Origin of the sequence: Pseudomonas sp. B3G-3, from assembly GCF_028640915.1 — a bacterium.
In the GTDB taxonomy this organism is placed as follows: Bacteria; Pseudomonadota; Gammaproteobacteria; order Pseudomonadales; family Pseudomonadaceae; genus Aquipseudomonas; species Aquipseudomonas chlororaphis_I.
In genome coordinates this window covers 170,577-188,474 of record NZ_JAQZAB010000110.1, presented here as the reverse complement: position 1 = coordinate 188,474, position 17,898 = coordinate 170,577, and the positions used below count along the sequence as shown (strand labels likewise).

General features: G+C 65.8%; 13 protein-coding genes. 9 read left to right on the top strand and 4 right to left on the bottom strand.

Annotation, left to right across the window (positions count from 1 at the left end; all coding sequences use genetic code 11):
* Positions 1 to 113: 113 nt before the first annotated feature.
* Together PVZ80_RS18780 and PVZ80_RS18775 are read right to left on the bottom strand one after the other, a co-directional pair.
* Positions 114 to 1,814 (bottom strand): acid phosphatase, encoded by a 1,701-nt coding sequence (locus tag PVZ80_RS18780; protein ID WP_028684163.1) that lies wholly within the window; start codon positions 1,812 to 1,814, stop codon positions 114 to 116.
* 294 nt (positions 1,815 to 2,108) lie between these two features.
* Positions 2,109 to 3,527 (bottom strand): short-chain fatty acid transporter, encoded by a 1,419-nt coding sequence (locus PVZ80_RS18775; RefSeq protein ID WP_009050863.1) that lies wholly within the window; start codon positions 3,525 to 3,527, stop codon positions 2,109 to 2,111.
* 114 nt (positions 3,528 to 3,641) lie between these two features.
* On the opposite strand from PVZ80_RS18775, the gene PVZ80_RS18770 reads away from it, so the two are divergent.
* Both PVZ80_RS18770 and PVZ80_RS18765 read left to right on the top strand, forming a co-directional pair.
* Positions 3,642 to 3,875, top strand: coding sequence for a hypothetical protein (locus tag PVZ80_RS18770; protein WP_009050862.1), 234 nt, complete (start codon positions 3,642 to 3,644; stop codon positions 3,873 to 3,875).
* 4 nt (positions 3,876 to 3,879) lie between these two features.
* A complete protein-coding gene (locus PVZ80_RS18765; RefSeq protein ID WP_009050861.1) occupies positions 3,880 to 5,262 on the top strand; it encodes an aminotransferase-like domain-containing protein in 1,383 nt (460 codons plus the stop codon).
* Here PVZ80_RS18765 and panB read toward each other — a convergent pair.
* Positions 5,250 to 6,065: a 3-methyl-2-oxobutanoate hydroxymethyltransferase gene (gene panB / locus PVZ80_RS18760; protein WP_009050860.1), complete on the bottom strand. Its 816-nt coding sequence runs from the start codon at positions 6,063 to 6,065 to the stop codon at positions 5,250 to 5,252. The two genes, PVZ80_RS18765 and panB, sit on opposite strands and share 13 nt — an antisense overlap.
* 170 nt (positions 6,066 to 6,235) lie before the next feature.
* Here panB and PVZ80_RS18755 point away from each other — a divergent pair, with 170 nt between their 5' ends.
* The 4 genes from PVZ80_RS18755 to PVZ80_RS18740 all read left to right on the top strand — a co-directional run bounded on the left by PVZ80_RS18755 (position 6,236) and on the right by PVZ80_RS18740 (position 9,929).
* Positions 6,236 to 7,558 (top strand): MFS transporter, encoded by a 1,323-nt coding sequence (locus tag PVZ80_RS18755; protein ID WP_009050859.1) that lies wholly within the window; start codon positions 6,236 to 6,238, stop codon positions 7,556 to 7,558.
* Between the two features lie 284 nt (positions 7,559 to 7,842).
* Positions 7,843 to 8,295, top strand: a complete 453-nt coding sequence (locus PVZ80_RS18750; protein ID WP_273864353.1) for a hypothetical protein — start codon at positions 7,843 to 7,845, stop codon at positions 8,293 to 8,295.
* Positions 8,296 to 8,357: 62 nt separating this feature from the next.
* Positions 8,358 to 8,906, top strand: a complete 549-nt coding sequence (pseH, locus tag PVZ80_RS18745) for a UDP-4-amino-4,6-dideoxy-N-acetyl-beta-L-altrosamine N-acetyltransferase (RefSeq protein ID WP_009050857.1) — start codon at positions 8,358 to 8,360, stop codon at positions 8,904 to 8,906.
* Between the two features lie 117 nt (positions 8,907 to 9,023).
* Positions 9,024 to 9,929, top strand: coding sequence for a cation diffusion facilitator family transporter (locus PVZ80_RS18740; RefSeq protein ID WP_016703639.1), 906 nt, complete (start codon positions 9,024 to 9,026; stop codon positions 9,927 to 9,929).
* 644 nt (positions 9,930 to 10,573) lie between these two features.
* Here the strand turns inward: PVZ80_RS18740 and PVZ80_RS18735 are convergent.
* The gene (locus tag PVZ80_RS18735) at positions 10,574 to 11,248 is read right to left on the bottom strand and encodes a heavy metal response regulator transcription factor (protein ID WP_009050855.1); all 675 of its coding nucleotides are present in this window, start codon (positions 11,246 to 11,248) and stop codon (positions 10,574 to 10,576) included.
* A 402-nt stretch (positions 11,249 to 11,650) separates the two neighbouring features.
* Between PVZ80_RS18735 and PVZ80_RS18730 the strand changes: the two genes are divergently transcribed.
* From PVZ80_RS18730 to PVZ80_RS18720, 3 genes are all read left to right on the top strand, one after another.
* Entirely contained in the window at positions 11,651 to 12,916 is a 1,266-nt protein-coding gene (locus tag PVZ80_RS18730) for a TolC family protein (RefSeq protein WP_036985439.1), read from the top strand.
* Positions 12,917 to 13,121: 205 nt separating this feature from the next.
* Complete coding sequence (locus PVZ80_RS18725; protein ID WP_273864352.1) at positions 13,122 to 14,354, top strand: efflux RND transporter periplasmic adaptor subunit; 1,233 nt, start codon at positions 13,122 to 13,124, stop codon at positions 14,352 to 14,354.
* Positions 14,355 to 14,395: 41 nt separating this feature from the next.
* Positions 14,396 to 17,560 (top strand): efflux RND transporter permease subunit, encoded by a 3,165-nt coding sequence (locus PVZ80_RS18720; RefSeq protein WP_273864351.1) that lies wholly within the window; start codon positions 14,396 to 14,398, stop codon positions 17,558 to 17,560.
* The last annotated feature ends 338 nt before the right edge of the window (positions 17,561 to 17,898 follow it).

The following is a 17,898-nucleotide window of genomic DNA, read 5'->3' as shown; positions in this document are numbered from 1 at the left end:
TCTGGGCGAGGTAAGTTCCACCCTGAAACAGTAGCGGGTGACAAGGAAAAAGGTGGAATAAATCTTCATTTCTGCACCCGCAAACGGCCGCCCGGGCGGCCGCTGCCGCCGGTTCAGGCCGGGAAGTGCAGGGCATTGCTCAGGTCGCCCATGGGCGCCTGCCCCCGGGCGGTCATCGCCGCGTCCCGTTGCTTGAGGCCGTCGAGCGGTTCGAGCTGGAACACCCGGGTGATCAGCCGCAGGATCGACGCGGTGTCGTACACCGTATGGTCCACCGTGCCCTTGCGGGCGAACGGCGACACCACCAGCGCCGGGATGCGCGTCCCCGGCCCCCAGCGGTCGCCCTTGGGCGGGGCGACGTGGTCCCACCAGCCGCCGTTTTCATCGACCGTGACGATCACCACCATGTTCTGCCACTGCGGGCTTTCGCGCAGCACCTTCAGGACGCGCACGATATGCCGGTCGCCCGCGGCCACATCGGCATAACCGGCGTGCATGTTGAGGTTGCCCTGGGGCTTGTAGAACGCCACCGGCGGCAACTTGCCGGCCTCGGCATCGGCGAGGAAGCGGTTGCTGCCCGACTCATCGCCCAGGCCCGCATCGCGCAGGTGGTGGTTGCGTTCGTTCGGCTGCTCGGGACCGAACTGCGCGAAGTAGTTGAACGGCTGGTGGTGGTACTGGAAGTTGGGGATCTTCGGAATCCCCGCCGAATCCTTGTAGGCGTCCAGCGTGACCTGCCAGGCGCCGGCGTACCAGGCCCAGTCGATGTCCTTGCGCGAGAGCTTGTCGCCGATGGTGTCGTGGCGTTGCGGCACCAGCACATTGGGCAGGTCGGCCTTGGCATAGGCCGGGCGCTGCGGGTCGCGGATCCAGGTCGGCCAGTACGGCGGGGCCATGGTATTGACCGCGTAGCCATCCGGAGTCAGCAGGCTCGGGCCGAATTGCGGCGGGCCGCTCATGGCGCTGGCCGGGGATTGCTCCAGCGGCTTGAGACGGCTGTCGAGCGGGTCGTCGCTCTGCAGGGTGGCGATCTGCGGCTTGGCCACCGAATTGGCCGCATCCGGATAAAACGGCACGGCGGCGCTGATCAGGTACTGGTGGTTGAGAAACGAGCCGCCGAAGGTGCCCTGGAAGAAGTTGTCGCACAGCACGAACTCCCGGGCCACATCCCACAGGCGCAGCTCATAGCGGCTCTGGGCGTAATGACCCATGGGCAGGCCGCCGGAGTCGGCCCAGGCGACGAAACCATCGTTCTTGCCGCCGTTGATCTGCATCTGGTTCTGGTAGAACACGTGCCACAGGTCGCGGGTGACCAGGCCCAGGGGCAGGTCTTGGCCATCGGGGCCCTTGAGGGCGAAGGGGGCGTTGGGCAGGTGTTCCTGGTATTGGGTGCCGACCGGGTAGGTCACGCCATCCAGGGCCTGGGGCCCGACCTGGGCGACACCGCCCCAGACCGGCGGCAAGGTCTGCAACAGGCTGCCGTCGCGGTCGCGCTGCTGATAGTCGGCGGGCTTGAGGGCCGAGAGCGGTTTTTCCAGGCCCGGGAAGTCGGCGAACAGGTTGTTGAAGCTGCGGTTCTCGGCATAGATCACCACCACGTTCTTCACGTTGTCGCGCAGCGCCCGGTCCAGCTCGGCGGGCGACAGCGGGCGTTCCACCGGTTTGCCCGGCGCCGGGTCGTTATGGCCGCAGGCGCTGAGCGTCGCGCCGACACCCAGCACCGCCACGCCGCCGAGAAAACGCCGGCGGCTGGTGTCGGTGGGGGGCTCAGTGGCCTGGGAATGTTCTGGGTCTTTCGAGTGTTCGTCGCTCATGCCGGGTCCCTGATTACCTTTCGATCAATTCGTAACAAAGTATTTCGGCTGCACGGTAGCAACCGAATATGACGGAAAGACTACAGAAAAGGCTCTGGGACGGGGCTTAGAAGATAGTAGGGGGAGGCTGGAAAGCGTGTAGGGCTGCTTCTGTAGGAGCGAGTCTTGCCCGCGATGGCATCCATCCGGGCAATGATTTTCTCCAGGTAAAGCGCGGTGGCAGCTTTTGCGACCACTGCGCAGTCTGTCGCGAACCAGCTCGCTCCCGCAGAGAAACGAGCCGCCCGCAAAAGATTACGGCGCCACGGGTGGCATATAGCTCAGCGTGGTGCCCAATGCCCACAGCAGCACCAGCACCAGCGGCGCGTGCACCAGCAACTGGACGAAGGAAAAACCGATCAGGTCCCGCGCCTTGAGCCCCAGGACCCCCAGCAGTGGCAGCATGTAGAAGGGGTTGATCAGGTTCGGCAGCGCCTCGGCGGCGTTGTAGATCTGCACCGCCCAGCCCAGGTGGTATTGCAGGTCATTGGCCACCTGCATCACGTAGGGCGCCTCGATGATCCACTTGCCGCCGCCCGAGGGAATGAAGAAGCCCAGTACCGCCGAGTAGATGCCCATCAGCAGCGCATAGGTGTCGTGGGAGGCGATCTGCACGAAGAAGGTCGAGATATGGTGGGCCAGGGTCTGGCCGTCGACACCCTTGACCACGGTCAGCAAGGCCGCGATAGAGCCGTACAGCGGGAACTGGATCAGCACCCCGGTGGTGGTCGGCACGGCCCGGGCCACCGCTTCGAGGAAACTGCGCGGGCGCCAGTGCAGCAGCGCGCCGAGCATCAGGAACAGGAAGTTGTAGGTGTTGAGCCCGGAAATCGCGGTGATCGCCGGCTTGGTGGCGAACTCGTGGTAGAGCCAGCCGGCTGCCAGCAAGGCCAGCAGAATGGTCAGCAGCGGGCTGTATTCCAGCCATTCGCCGGGGCGGGTGCGCGGTTGTGGCTTGGGCATGCTGAAGCTCGGGTCGATGCCGCAGGCCTTGGCGTCGCGCGCCGAGTTCGGGCCGGGCGCGGTGGCGTAGGCGATGACCAGCGAGACCACGACCAAGGCCAGCAGCAACACGCCGGACTGCCAGAGAAAGATGGTCTGGGTGAATGGAATCACCCCGGTGATCGACAGGATCGACGGCGGCAGGCTGCCGGGGTTGGCCTGCAATTGCGCGGCGGACGACGACAGGCCCAGGGCCCATACCGCGCCCAGGCCCAGGTAGGCCGCGGCGCCAGCGGCGCGGTAGTCCATGCGCAGCTCGGTACGCCGGGCCAGGGCGCGCACCAGCAAGCCGCCGAACACCAGGGACAGGCCCCAGTTGAGCAAGGAGGCGACCATGGAGATCAGTGCTACCCAGGCCACGGCGGAACGGCCGTTCTTCGGGATGCGCGCCAGTTTGTCGATCAGCTTCACCGCCGGCGGCGAGCTGGCGACTACATAGCCGCCGATGACCACGAAGGCCATCTGCATGGTGAAGGGGATCAGGCTCCAGAAGCCGTCGCCGAAGGCCATGGCGGTGTCGGTGGGCTTGGCGCCCATGGCCATGGTGGCCAGGGCGACTATGACCACCGCCAGCGCGGCGAACACCCAGGAGTCGGGGAACCAGCGCTCGGCCCAGTTCGAGCAGCGCAGGGCAAAACGGGCGGAACGGCTGTCTTCAATGTCTGTGGACACGTCGATACCTCAAGTCTTTTTATGATTGTCAGGAGGTCGGTCGCCTCAGGCTGGGGCGGCCGAAAACTGTGCAAGAATGCGGCAATTGGTACCCACTGCAAAGGATTGAAGTACATGCCATTTCCGCTCGAAGAACGCCAGGCGCTGCTCAAGGTCAAGGGTGTCGGCGAAACCGTGGTCGCCCGCCTCGAACAACTGGGCATCGATTCCCTCGCCCAGCTGGCCCGGGCCGATGCCCTGGACATCGTCACTCAGGCCTCGGCCCTGGTCGGTTCCAGCTGCTGGAAAAACAGCCCCCAGGCCCGCGCGGCGATCCAGGCGGCGATCGCCCTGGCCAAGGGCGCCTGAAGCGGTGAGCCGCGAAACGCCTTTCGCCTATCAGGCCGTCTACCGCTACCTGGTGGAGTGGCTGGACGGCGCCAGCGCGGCCGAGCAGCGCCTGCCGTCATTGCGCGCCCTGGCCCAGCGCCTCAAGGTCTCGGTCTCCACCACCAAGTACGCCTACGCTTTGCTCGAAGATGAAGGGCGGATCTACGCCCGGCCCAAGCAGGGCTACTTCAGTCGCCCCGTGCCGGCGCCAGGGCTGGCGCCGGATACGCACTTGCTGGACAGGGTCTATGCCTACGCCCGCCAGCCCGGAATGCTGGCGCTGTGCAGCGATGCGCCGGCGATGTTGCTGTCCCTGGACAATCCCCTGTTGATGGCCGAGCGCGAGCTGGTGCGCCAGTACCCGCGCTCCCAGGCGCCGCTGTACCAGCCGTTTGGCGAGGCGGAGCTGCGCACGGTGCTGGCCGAGCGTTACACCCGCTCGACCACGGATTACTGGCAGGCCGAACAGGTGTTCCTTGGCACCGACCTGCGCGCGGTGCTGGCGTTGTCCCTCGATGCCCTGGAGCTGAATGGCAGCGTCGCCCTGGTGGAGTCGCCCTGTTCCTGGGCGATCCTGCGGCAATTGCAGGCGGCGAAGATCCGCGTGATCGAGCTGCCGCTGGATGCCGAAGGGCGTTTCGATCGCCAGCGGCTGCATGAGGTGCTGCAACGCGAGCCGGTGCGCCTGGCGCTGCTGTCCTCGACCTTGAATACACCCCACGGCAGCCTGATGCCCGCGGCGGATAAACAGCAGCTGTGCCGCTGGCTGGGGGAGCGCGGCATCTGGCTGTTGGAAAATGACAGCTATGGCGAGTTCTGCTTCACCCCGGAGCCGGCGCGGTATCGCGATTACGCCGATCCCGAGCGGCTGCTGGTGTTTTCCACCTTCGACAAGCTGATCGGTTCCGAGGCGCCCTTCAGCTACGTGCTGTGCCGCGGCCAGGGCGCGCGCTTGCAGCGGCATTTTCTCGAGCGCGCGTTTCGCCTGTCGCCGATCCGCCAGAAGGCCGTGGCCAAGCTGCTGGGCAGCGGCCGTGTCGATCAGCACCTGACGCAGCTGCGCGGTCTGTTGCGCGAGCGCATGGGCCAGATGCAGGCGCTGCTGGCCGAACACGCCGCCGAGCAGCTGCGCGTGGTCACCCCGGCCGGCGGCGCGACCCTGTGGGCCGAGGCCACGCGCCCGGTGGATATGGCCCAGGTCTATGAACAGCTGCTGGGCCAGGGCATCGTCATCGCCCCGGGGCAGATGTTCAGCCAGCAAGGGCTCTGGCGCCATCACCTGCGCCTGAGCTTCACCCTCGACTGGCGCCAGGACATCGCTGGCGCCGTGCAACGGCTGGCCCGGGCCATCGATCAAACGCCGTAGCAGTGCCGCGCCTCGGGGAAGCGGCCGTCGCGCACCTCGGCGGCGAACTGCTCGCAGGCCTGGCTGATCAGCGCGCCGACATCGGCGTACTGTTTGACGAAGCGCGGCACCTGGGGCCCGCCCAGGCCCAGCAGGTCTTCGGTCACCAGCACCTGGCCGTCACAGGCGGGGGAGGCGCCGATGCCGATGGTCGGCATCGGCGAGAAGTCGCTGATGCGCCGCGCGAGGTTTTCCGCCACCCCTTCCAGCAGCAGGCTGAACGCCCCGGCTTCGAGATGGGCGCGGGCGTCGGCCTCGATGGCCTGGGCGGTGGCGTCGTTCAGGCCCTGGGCCTTGAAGCCGCCCATGACATTCACGTACTGGGGCATCAGGCCGATATGGGCCATCACCGGAATCCCGCGCTGCACCAGGAACTCCACAGTCGGCGCCAGGGCCTGCCCGCCTTCGAGCTTGAGCGCGTCACAGCCGGTGCGCGCCAGCACCTCGGCACAGTTGCGGTAGGCCTGTTGCGGCGATTCCTGGTAACTGCCGAACGGCATGTCGGCGATCACGCAGGCCAGCCGGGTACTGGCGACTACGGCGCGGGTGTGGCCGATGATCTCTTCCAGGCTCATGTCCAGGGTGGAGGTGCGGCCGTAGCCGACCATGGCCGTGGAGTCGCCGATCAGCACGAAATCGACGAACGGGTCCATCAGCCGCGCCATGTGGCTGGTGTAGGCGGTCAGGGAGACGATCTTCTGCTGGCCTTTCATGGCCACCAGTTGCGGCACGGTCAGGCGTTTGCTGCGGGTATGGATGCTCATGGCGGCTTTCCTGTTGCGGGTGGGAAAGTCGCCGATTATTGGCGTCCGCGGCGCCGATTCAATGCACAGGAAAACCCTAAAAACCGACCCAGGAGGGTGTTGCAGTTGTCCCTCGCGGCGTTTGCGTAGACCATGGGCGCCTTGAATTCTGCCCAAGATCGAGTGGCTTTATGTCCTTTTCCCCTGACGCGCGGCCGGCGCCGTTTTCCCGGTCCGACTACAAGACCCTGGGCCTGGCGGCACTGGGCGGCGCCCTGGAAATCTACGATTTCATCATCTTCGTATTTTTCGCCCTGACCCTGAGCCAGCTGTTCTTCCCGCCGGAAATGCCCGAGTGGCTGCGACTGTTGCAGAGCTTCGGGATCTTCGTCACCGGTTACCTGGCGCGGCCGCTGGGCGGCATTCTCATGGCGCACTTCGCCGACCGCCTGGGGCGCAAGAAGGTGTTCAGCCTGAGCATCCTGATGATGGCCCTGCCGTGCCTGCTGATCGGCATCATGCCGACCTACGCGCAGATCGGTTATTTCGCGCCGTTGTTGCTGCTGGCGCTGCGGGTGCTGCAAGGCGCGGCGGTGGGCGGTGAGGTGCCGAGCGCCTGGGTGTTCGTCGCCGAGCATGCGCCGGCCGGCCATCGCGGTTATGCCCTGGGCTTTCTGCAGGCCGGGCTGACCTTCGGCTACCTGATCGGCGCGCTGACCGCGACCCTGCTGGCGCAACTCTTCACCCCGGCGGAAATCCTCGATCACGCCTGGCGTTATCCGTTCCTGCTCGGTGGGGTGTTCGGCGTGATCGGCGTCTGGCTGCGCCGCTGGCTCAGCGAAACCCCGGTGTTCATGGCCATGCAGGAGCAGCGCGACAGCGCCGTCGAGCTGCCATTGCGCACCGTGCTGCGCGAGCATCGCCTGGCGCTGTTGCCGGCGGCGATTCTCACCTGCGTGCTGACCTCCGCGGTGGTGGTGTTCGTGGTCATCACCCCGACCATGATGCAGAAAACCTTCGGCATGAGCGCCAGCCACACCTTCGCCCTGAGCAGCCTGGGCATCGTGTTCCTGAATCTCGGTTGCGTGCTGGCCGGGCTGGTCGTCGACCGCATCGGCGCCTGGCGCACGGTGATGCTCTACAGCCTGCTGCTGCCGCTGGGCATCGGCCTGCTCTACGGCTGCCTGATCGGCGGCGGCGACTGGGTCGGCCTGGCCTACGCCATCGCCGGCCTCGGCTGCGGCGTGGTGGGCGCGGTGCCGTCGGTGATGGTCGGGTTGTTTCCGGCGCGGATCCGCGTGTCCGGCATCTCCTTTACCTACAACATCGCCTACGCGCTGTGGGCGAGCACCACGCCCTTGTTGCTGATCGGCCTGATGCCCTGGAGCCCGTGGATCTGTGTGATGTATTGCGCGGTGATGGGTGCGGTCGGGGTCATCAGCGCCGGGTATTTCGGGGCGCGTATGCCGAGGCTGACGGGGAATGCGGTGCCTGGGGTTTGTGCGGGGTCCTGAGGCTCTTTCGCGAGCAGGCGAGCGCTCCCACAGGGGAAAAATTTCACCTCCGGAAATACCTGCAGGCGCCGGCGCGCGCGGGCTAGAGCCTTCGCCGCCAGCCTGCGGTTTAACCCGGGCAATACCGTTGAATGTTGTGCTTAGCCAAGGCCCATTTACCCGCTAATCTCTCGAAAAAAAGCGCGCGGTCCACGCGCCAGTTTTCGGGAGCTGCCTTGATCCGGTCCGTCCTTTGTTCCCTGCGTGATTTCTCCACGCTGCCCCCGTTGCTGCAGGCGGCATGGTTGTCCTTTGCCATTGGCCTGGTCATGACCCTGCTTCATCTGTGGATCTTCAATTTTGTCGACTATGGGCTGGACGGTGCCAACGTTGAATCCCTCAGCGGCAAGGTGCTGTATGCCGACCGTGGCGGGCTGCTGATAGAGGACGCGGACAGTGGCGAATACACCCGGCTCAAGGTGGTTCGTGGCATCACCTATCTGAACGTCGGCCATGACCAGATCCTGGGGCGCACGCTGAGCTTCACCCACCTGCGCGATGCGGTGCTGAGCTGCACCCTCGATGGCGAGGAGCTGTGCATCGCGCAATGCGCCAACGCCATGGAATGCCTGGACAGCCGCCGCGAGCGCGAGACGCCGCAGGGCATATTGATTGTGGCGTTCGGCACCAGCCTGGTGTGCCTGGGCCTGCATGTGCTGCGCCGGCGCAAGTCCGCGCCGGGTAGCGGGATCTTTTGAATTGCCGCCGGGCACCGTTGCCCCTAGGCTGTGCGGCATCCGTTTCAGACCAGGAGCCCCGCATGCAGGTCGTGCCGATACTCGAAACTTGCGCACAGGTGCAGGCGCGTGTGCGCGAGCTGCGCAACCAGCCGGACGTGCGCAAGTACATGTACACCTCCCACGAGATTTCCGAGGCCGAACACCGTGCCTGGCTCGACTCGCTGGTGGGCAATCCGCGGCAGTCGGTGTTCGTGGTGCTGCAAGAGGGAGTCGCCTGCGGCGTGGTGTCGCTGAACGCGATCAATGCCCTGCACAAGAGCGCCGACTGGGCCTTCTACCTGGACAGCGGCTTGCAGGGCAAGGGCCTGGGCAGCCAGCTGGAATTCTGGTTGCTCGACCATGCCTTTGGCGCGGCCGGCCTGGAAAAGCTCAACTGCGAAGTGCTGGCGCTGAACCAGGCGGTGATCCGCCTGCACCAGAAGTTCGGTTTCACCCTCGAGGGCGTGCGCCGGCAGAACGTCGAGAAGGACGGCCAGCGCATCGATGTGATGCTGCTCGGCATCACCCGCGAGGAATGGGCTGCCCAGCGCCCGGGCATGCTCGCGGTGATGGCGCGCCTGGGGCGCTGAAAGCCGTTACGCATAACGCTCAGATGGCAGCGGCATGACCATTGCGTCATTTTGCCGGGGGGCGCTGCCCAGGCCGGCTATCATCAGCCACGACGATTTTCACAGGCGGGGGCTTTCATGGGCGCAGGACACAGTCACGGACAGGTTCGGGCCGGACACGAACGCACGTTATGGATGGCCCTGGGGCTGACCGGCAGTTTCATGATCGCCGAGGTGATCGGCGCCTTTATCACCGGCAGCCTGGCGCTGCTGTCCGATGCCGCCCACATGATGACCGACGCGCTGGCGCTGGCGATCTCCCTGGTGGCGATCCAGGTCGGCAAGCGCGCGGCCGATCGCAAGCGCACCTTCGGTTATGCACGTTTCGAGATTCTCGCCGCGGCGTTCAACGCCATCCTGTTGTTCGTGGTCGCCTTCTACATCCTGTTCGAGGCCTGGCAACGCCTGTCCGCGCCGGCGGAAATCCAGTCCATGGGCATGCTGGTAATCGCGGTGCTGGGGTTGATCGTCAACCTGATCTCCATGCGCCTGCTGGCCTCGGCGAGCGCCGAAAGCCTCAACGTCAAGGGCGCCTACCTGGAAGTGTGGAGCGACATGCTCGGCTCCATCGGCGTGATCGTCGCAGCCTTGGTGATCATGTACACCGGCTGGGGCTGGGTCGATTCGCTGGTGGCCGCGGCCATCGGTTTCTGGGTGCTGCCGCGCACCTGGATGCTGCTCAGGGAGAGCATGAACGTGCTGCTGCAAGGCGTGCCGGACGGCATCGATATCGATGAGGTCGAGCAGGGCATCCGCGCCATCGACGGGGTGACCGAGGTGCACGACCTGCACCTGTGGGCCCTGACCAGCGGCAAGAACGTGATGAGCACACACCTGGTGGCCGACCTGGGGCGGCGCAGCGAACAGCAGATCCTCGCCGAGGTCACCGAGCTGATGCACGAGCGCTTCGATATCTCCCATGTGACGGTCCAGGTCGAACAGGCCGGCTTCCACGAACAGGGGCACGAAGAGCACGTTCATTGATTCCCTGGCGGTGTATCGGGCCCCACCGATCGCGTGCACCGGACTATTGGATTGTTCCCCTGTAGCCGCTGCCGAGCACCGCGAGGCTGCGATCGACCGCGCAGCGGGCGCCGCTCTTGAGCTCGCTGGAGGTCCTGCGGACCTATCGCAGCCTGCGGCAGCGGCCACACCGATCGCATGCACCGAACTATCGGGTTGCACCCCTGTAGCCGCTGCCGAGCACCGCGAGGCTGCGATCGACCGCGAAGCGGGCGCCGCTCTTGGGCGCGCCGGAGGTCCTGCGACCAGCGTGGCCCGGACCATCGCAGCCTGCGGCAGCGGCTACACCGATCGCGTGCACCGAACTATCGGGTCGTTCCCCTGTAGCCGCTGCCGAGCCTGCGAGGCTGCGATCGACCGCGAAGCGGGCACCGCTCTTGGGCGCGCCGGAGGTCCTGCGACCAGCGTGGCCCGGACCATCGCAGCCTGCGGCAGCGGCTACACCGATCGTGTGCACCGAACTATCGGGTCGTTCCCCTGTAGCCGCTGCCGAGCCCCGCGAGGCTGCGATCGACCGCGTAGCGGGCGCCGTTCTTGGGGGCGCCGAAGGTCCTGCGACCAGCGTGGCCCGGACCATCGCAGCCTGCGGCAGCGGCTACAGCGCTTCAGTCGCGCTCTTCGAGCACGTAGCCGACGCCGCGCAGGGTGTGGATCAGTTTGCTTTCGAACGGGTCGTCGATCTTGGCCCGCAGGCGGCGGATCGAGACTTCCACCACATTGGTGTCGCAGTCGAAGTTCATGTCCCACACGAACGAGATGATCTGGGTCCGCGACAGCACCACGCCGCTCTGGCGCATCAGCAGGTGCAGCAGGGCGAACTCCTTGGTGGTCAGGTCGATGCGCTGCTTGCCGCGAAACGCCCGGTGGCGGCCCTGGTCCAGTTCCAGGTCGGCCACCCGCAACACATCGGGCGTCGGCGACTGCTCGCTGCGCCGCAACAGGCTGCGCACCCGCGCCAGCAGCTCGGGGAATTCGAACGGCTTGACCAGGTAATCGTCGGCGCCCAGGTCCAGGCCCTTGATCCGGTCCACCAGGCGCCCCTGGGCGGTGAGCATCATGATCCGCGTATTGCTGTTCTGGCGAATGCGCTGCAGCACCCCCCAACCGTCCAGCTCCGGCAGATTGACGTCGAGAATCACCAGGTCGTAGGCGTGCTGGCGGGTCAGGTGCAGGCCGTCGGCGCCGTTGCTGGCGCAATCGACGACGTAGCCGCTTTCGCTCAATCCCTGATGCAAGTAGTCGGCGGTTTTCGGTTCATCCTCGATCACCAGAATGCGCATGCTGAATTAGCCTCGGTGTTTAATGCAGTGGGGAAGTTCAATAACTTCGTTGGAAGTAACGGGCTGGATGATTCAACTTTCAAAGTTCTTGATTTAAAACTTTCGAAGTGTCGTGCGGGGAGAAGTTGTTTCTCTATATTTCAAGTTGTGGGTTTATTGCACTTGCCCTCGGGTCGATGGCCCGGATGTTAATACACAAGCCCGTGCCAGAGCGTTTGCTAACGGATTTGTAATCTTTGCGCCACCCTGTCGATAAGTACCGACGGCTACATTTGGCCGGCACTAAATACTCACCTGTTAGTTGTTTTATGGGTGGAGTGTGGATGCGTCGTGCCGGTTCAATTTCCTCGCGCCGCCCAGCCTCCGCCGTCACTCTGTACCGGTAAGGGGCCAGAAAGCGTTATGCCAACCACCATTAAAAAACTTGCCTGGATAGTCGGGGCATTGTCTGGCGTCCTGTTGTTGGCCAGTGCCTCGCTGCCGGAAGCCGCGGCGGCCGAGAGCCGGGTGCTGAGCCTCGACAACGCCCTGGCAAGTGCCTTTGCCAACAACCCCGAACTGGCGGCCGCGCGCTGGGAAATCGACATCGCCCAGGGTGGCCGGCAGCAGGCGGGATTGATCCCCAATCCGGTGTTGTCCTGGGACGCCGAGGACACCCGCCGCAGTTCGCGCACCACCACCGTCAAGCTCAGCCAGACCCTGGAACTGGGCGGCAAGCGTGGCGCGCGTATCGATGTCGCCAGCCGTGCCCAGGACGCCGCGGCGCTGGAGCTGGAGCGCCAGCGCAACCAGCTGCGCGCCGATGTGATCGCGGCCTTCTACGGTGCCTTGCGGGCTCAGGAACGCAGCGACCTGGCCGGGCGCTCCCTGGCCCTGGCCGAGCGCGGGCTGACGGTGGCCAAGGGGCGGGTGAGTGCCGGCAAGGCCTCGCCCGTGGAGGCCACCCGCGCCCAGGTTCAGCTCTCGGAAGTACGCCTGGAGCTGAGTCGCGCCGAGATGGATCGGACTAACGCCTATCGGCAGTTGGCGACCGTGACCGGCGCTGCCACCACCGACTTCAGCGCCGTCGCGGAGCCGGCCAGCGGGCTGCCCTCGCTGCCGCCTTCGGCGCAATTGCTGGCGCGCCTGCAACAGACCACCGAACTGCGCCTGGCCGAAATGCAGGTGGTGCAGCGCGAAGCGTCCCTGGGGCTGGAAAAGGCCCAGCGCATTCCCGACCTCGATATCAGCGTGGGCAGCCAGTACGACGCCAGCGTGCGTGAGCGGGTCAACCTGGTCGGGGTGTCGATGCCGATTCCGCTGTTCAACCGCAACCAGGGCAATGTGCTGTCGGCGGCGCGCCGTGCCGATCAGGCCCGGGATTTGCGCAACGCCGCGGAGCTGCGCCTGCGCAGCGAAACCAAGTTGGCGCTCGATCAGTGGAGCACCGCCAGCAACGAAGTGCAGTCGTTCAACCAGGTGATCCTGCCGGCCGCGCAAAACGCGGTGGATACCGCGACCCGCGGCTTCGAGATGGGCAAGTTCAACTTTATCGAGGTGCTCGACGCCCAGCGCACGCTGATCAGCGCCCGCACCCAGTACATCGCCGCGGTGGCCCAGTCCACCGACGCCTGGGTGCGCATCGAGCGCATCTACGGCGATCTCGCCGGCCCCGATCGCACGCTGTGAGAACCGCGTTGTTCGTCCTGCTGTGCCTGGGCGCACTGCTGGTCACCGATTGCAGCGGGCCAGTGCCGGGCCGGGTCGAGGAGGGCTCGTCCCACTGGTGCCTGCATGAGCTGCATCGAGCGCTCGGCGATTTCTTTTTTCCACAGACCTCATGACGCGCCGGTTTACCGGATGGCGTGTCGGGTCGATTTTTTCAGGAGCATTCATGGACAAGAAACGAAGCACAGCCCTGGCATTGGCCGTGGCGGTCGCGCTCGGCGTGGCCGGGTTGATGTGGCAGGACCTGTTCCAGGGGGCACCGGTGGCCGCGCAGGCGAAACCCGCGGCCAAGGCGGACACGCACCAGGACGGCGAGGCGCATCAGGAAGGTGAGGAAGGGCAATCGGAAGGCGAGGGGCATGCCGAGGAAGAGGGCAAGGTCGAGCTCAGCGCCGAGCAGATCAAGGCCGCCGACATTCAACTGGCCGAGGCCGCCCCGCGCAATCTCAGCAGCTTGCTGACGCTGCCGGGGGAGATCCGCTTCGACGAGGACCGCACCTCGCACATTGTGCCGCGCGCGGCCGGGGTGGTGGAGTCGGTGGCGGTCAATCTCGGCCAGACGGTGAAGAAGGGCGAGCTGCTGGCGGTGATCGCCAGCCAGCAGATCTCCGACCAGCGCAGCGAGCTGGCCGCGGCCGAGCGCCGGGTCGAGCTGGCGCGCACCACCTTCCAGCGCGAGCGCCAGTTGTGGGTCGACCAGATCTCCGCCGAGCAGGATTACCTGCTGGCGCGCCAGACCCTGCAGGAAGCCGAAATCGCCCTGAACAACGCCCGGCAAAAAATGAACGCCCTGAGCGGCAGCACGGTGCTGGCGGGCGGCAACCGCTATGAGATGCGTGCGCCGTTCGACGGCGTGGTGGTGGAAAAACACCTGAGCGTCGGCGAGGTGGTCGGTGAGACCAGCGCCGCCTTCACCCTGTCCGACCTGTCCCGGGTCTGGGTCACCTTCGGCGTGTTTCCCAAGGACCTGAACAAGGTCCGGGTGGGCAAGCCGGTCCGGGTGCAATCCACCGAGCTGGGCACCCAGGTGCAGGGCACGGTGACCTATGTCGGCAGCCTGCTGGGCGAGCAGACCCGGACCGCCACGGTGCGGGTCACGGTGCCCAACCCGGACGATGTCTGGCGACCGGGGCTGTTCGTTTCGGTGCAGGTGGCGACCGACACCTACCAGGCCGGTGTCACCGTGCCGCAAGAGGCGATCCAGACCGTGGAGGACAAGCCTTCGGTATTCGTGCGCGTCGCCGACGGCTTCCAGGCCACGCCCGTGGTGCTGGGCGGCAGCGAAGGCGGCTTCGTCGAGATCCGCGAAGGTTTGCCGGCCGGGGCCCAGGTGGCGACCTCCGGCAGCTTCATCCTCAAGTCCGAACTGGGCAAAGGCTCGGCCGAGCACGGCCATTGATCCGCCTCATTCGCGAGTGCTTCCCAGGAGAGTGATTTCCCATGTTTGAACGCATCATTCAATTCGCCATCGAGCAGCGCATCATCGTGCTGCTGGCGGTGCTGCTGATGGCCGCGGTGGGCGTCGGCAGCTACCAGAAACTGCCGATCGACGCGGTGCCGGACATCACCAACGTGCAGGTCCAGGTCAACGCCAGCATGCCCGGCTACTCGCCGCTGGAGACCGAGCAGCGCATCACCTATCCGGTGGAAGTGGCCATGGCCGGCCTGCCGGGCCTGGAGCAGACCCGCTCGACCTCGCGCTCGGGCCTGTCCCAGGTGACGGTGATCTTCAAGGAAGGCACCGACCTGTACTTCGCCCGGCAACTGGTCAACGAGCGTCTGCAAGTGGCCCGCGAACAACTGCCCGAAGGCGTGGAGGCGAGCATGGGGCCGATCTCCACCGGCCTCGGCGAGATATTCTTCTGGACGGTGGAAGCCGAGCCGGGCGCGCTCAAGGAAGACGGCACGGCCTATACCCCGACCGACCTGCGGGTGATCCAGGACTGGGTCATCGCCCCGCAGTTGCGCAACGTGCCGGGGGTGGCCGAGATCAACACCATCGGCGGCTTCGCCAAGCTCTATCAGATCGCCCCGGACCCCAGGCGCCTGGCGGCCTACAACCTGACCCTGAGCGACCTGATGACCGCCCTGGAGCGCAACAACGCCAACGTCGGTGCCGGCTACATCGAGCGCAACGGCCAGCAGTTGCTGATCCGCGCGCCAGGGCAGCTCAAGTCCATCGAGGACATCGCCAACATCGTGATCAACACCGTGGACGGCACGCCGATCCGCATCAGCAACGTGGCCACCGTGGACATCGGCCGTGAACTGCGCACCGGCGCGGCCACCGAGAACGGTCGCGAAGTGGTGCTCGGCACGGTGTTCATGCTGGTGGGGGAAAACAGCCGCACGGTGTCCCGGGTGGTGGCGGAAAAACTCGCCGAGATCAATCGCTCGCTGCCCAAGGGCGTGACCGCAGTCACCGTGTACGACCGCACCAACCTGGTGGACAAGGCCGTGGCCACGGTGAAGAAAAACCTCATCGAAGGCGCGCTGCTGGTCATCGCCATTCTGTTTTTGTTCCTGGGCAATATCCGCGCCGCGCTGATCACCGCCATGGTGATTCCGCTGGCCATGCTGTTCACCTTCACCGGCATGTTCACCAACAAGGTCAGCGCCAACCTGATGAGCCTCGGCGCGCTGGACTTCGGGATCATCGTCGACGGCGCAGTGGTCATCGTCGAGAACGCCATCCGCCGCCTGGCCCATGCCCAGCAGCACCACGGGCGCATGCTCACGCGTTCCGAACGCCTGCACGAAGTCTTCGCCGCGGCCAAGGAAGCGCGACGGGCGCTGATCTACGGGCAACTGATCATCATGGTGGTGTACCTGCCGATCTTTGCCCTGTCCGGGGTGGCCGGGAAGATGTTCCATCCGATGGCCTTCACCGTGGTGATCGCTCTGCTGGGGGCGATGATCCTCTCGGTGACTTTCGTGCCCGCGGCGATCGCGCTGTTCGTCACCGGCAAGGTCAAGGAAGAGGAAAACTTCGTCATGCGCGGTGCCCGCCGTGGCTACGAGCCGGTGCTGCGCTGGGTGATGAGCCATCGTTCCCTGGCCTTTGCCCTGGCCTTCCTCAGTGTGCTGGTTTCGGGCCTGGTGGCCAGTCGCATGGGCAGCGAGTTCATCCCCAGCCTCAGCGAAGGCGACTTCGCCCAGCAGGCGATGCGCGTGCCCGACGCCAGCCTCACTCAGTCGGTGGAAATGCAGAAGACCCTGGAGAAAACCCTGCTGGCGCAGATCCCGGAAATCGAGCGGGTGTTCGCCCGCACCGGTACTGCCGAGATCGCCTCGGACGTGATGCCGCCGAACATCTCCGATGCCTACCTGATGCTCAAGCCCAAGGAGCAATGGCCAGACCCGGGCAAGTCGCGCGAGGCGATCATTGCCGACATCGAACGGGTCAGCAACAGCCTGCCGGGTAACGTCTACGAGCTGTCGCAACCGATCCAGCTGCGCTTCAACGAACTGATTTCCGGGGTGCGCAGCGATGTCGCGGTGAAGGTCTTCGGCGATGACATGGAGGTGCTGAACAAGACCGCCGAAGAGATTTCGCAGACCTTGCAGAAGATCGACGGCGCCGCCGAAGTGAAGGTGCAGCAGACCACCGGCCTGCCGGTGCTGACGGTGAATGTCGACCGCGACAAGGCGGCGCGTTTCGGCCTCAACGTCGGCGATGTGCAGGACGCCGTGGCGATTGCCGTGGGCGGGCGCAAGGCGGGCATCCTGTACGAGGGCGACCGGCGCTTCGATATGCTGGTGCGCATGTCCGATGCCCAGCGCACCGATATCGACGGGCTGTCGCGCCTGCTGATTCCGGTGGCGGCGGCCGCGGGCAGCGTCAACGGGCAACTGGGTTTCATCGCCCTCTCGGAGGTGGCCAGCGTCGACCTGGTGCTCGGTCCGGCGCAGGTCAGCCGCGAGAACGGCAAGCGCCTGGTGATCGTCAGCGCCAACGTGCGCGGACGCGACATGGGCTCCTTCGTCGAAGAAGCGACCCGGGCCATCGGCGACCAGGTGCAGATCCCGACCGGCTACTGGATCACCTGGGGCGGCCAGTTCGAACAGTTGCAGGAAGCCTCCAAGCGCCTGGAAATCGTGGTGCCGGTGGCGTTGCTGCTGGTGTTCGGTCTGTTGTTCATGATGTTCAACAACCTCAAGGACGGGCTGCTGGTGTTCACCGGGATTCCCTTCGCCCTGACCGGCGGGATCATGGCCCTGTGGCTGCGCGACATCCCGCTGTCGATCTCGGCGGGGGTGGGCTTCATCGCGCTGTCGGGGGTGGCGGTGCTCAACGGCCTGGTGATGATTGCCTTTATCCGCAACCTGCGCGAAGAAGGGCGGATGCTCGCCGCTGCGGTCAACGAAGGCGCGCTGACTCGCCTGCGCCCGGTGCTGATGACCGCCCTGGTGGCGTCGCTGGGGTTCATCCCCATGGCCCTGGCCACCGGCACCGGCGCCGAAGTGCAACGGCCGCTGGCCACCGTGGTCATCGGCGGCATCATCTCCTCCACTGCCCTGACCCTGCTGGTGCTGCCGGCGTTGTACCACTGGGCGCACCGCAAGGAGGAAGAACAGGAGCTGCAAGACCTGCTGAACGACTGACCCGCGATAGGCCTCACCCAACCCCGCCTGCGTCATGCGCAGGCGGGGTTTTGTTTATGTGGCCCCCGTAGCCGCTGCCGAGCACCGCGAGGCTGCGATCGACCGCGAAGCGGGCGCCGCTCTTGAACTCGCAGAAGGTCCTGCGGACCTATCGCAGCCTTCGGCAGCGGCTACACCGATCGCGTGCACCGAACTATCGGGTTGCACCTCTGTAGCCGCTGCCGAGCCTGCGAGGCTGCGATCGACCGCGCAGCGGGCGCCGCTCTTGGGTGCGCCGGAGGTCCTGCGGACCTATCGCAGCCTTCGGCAGCGGCTACATCGACTGCGTGTACCGAACT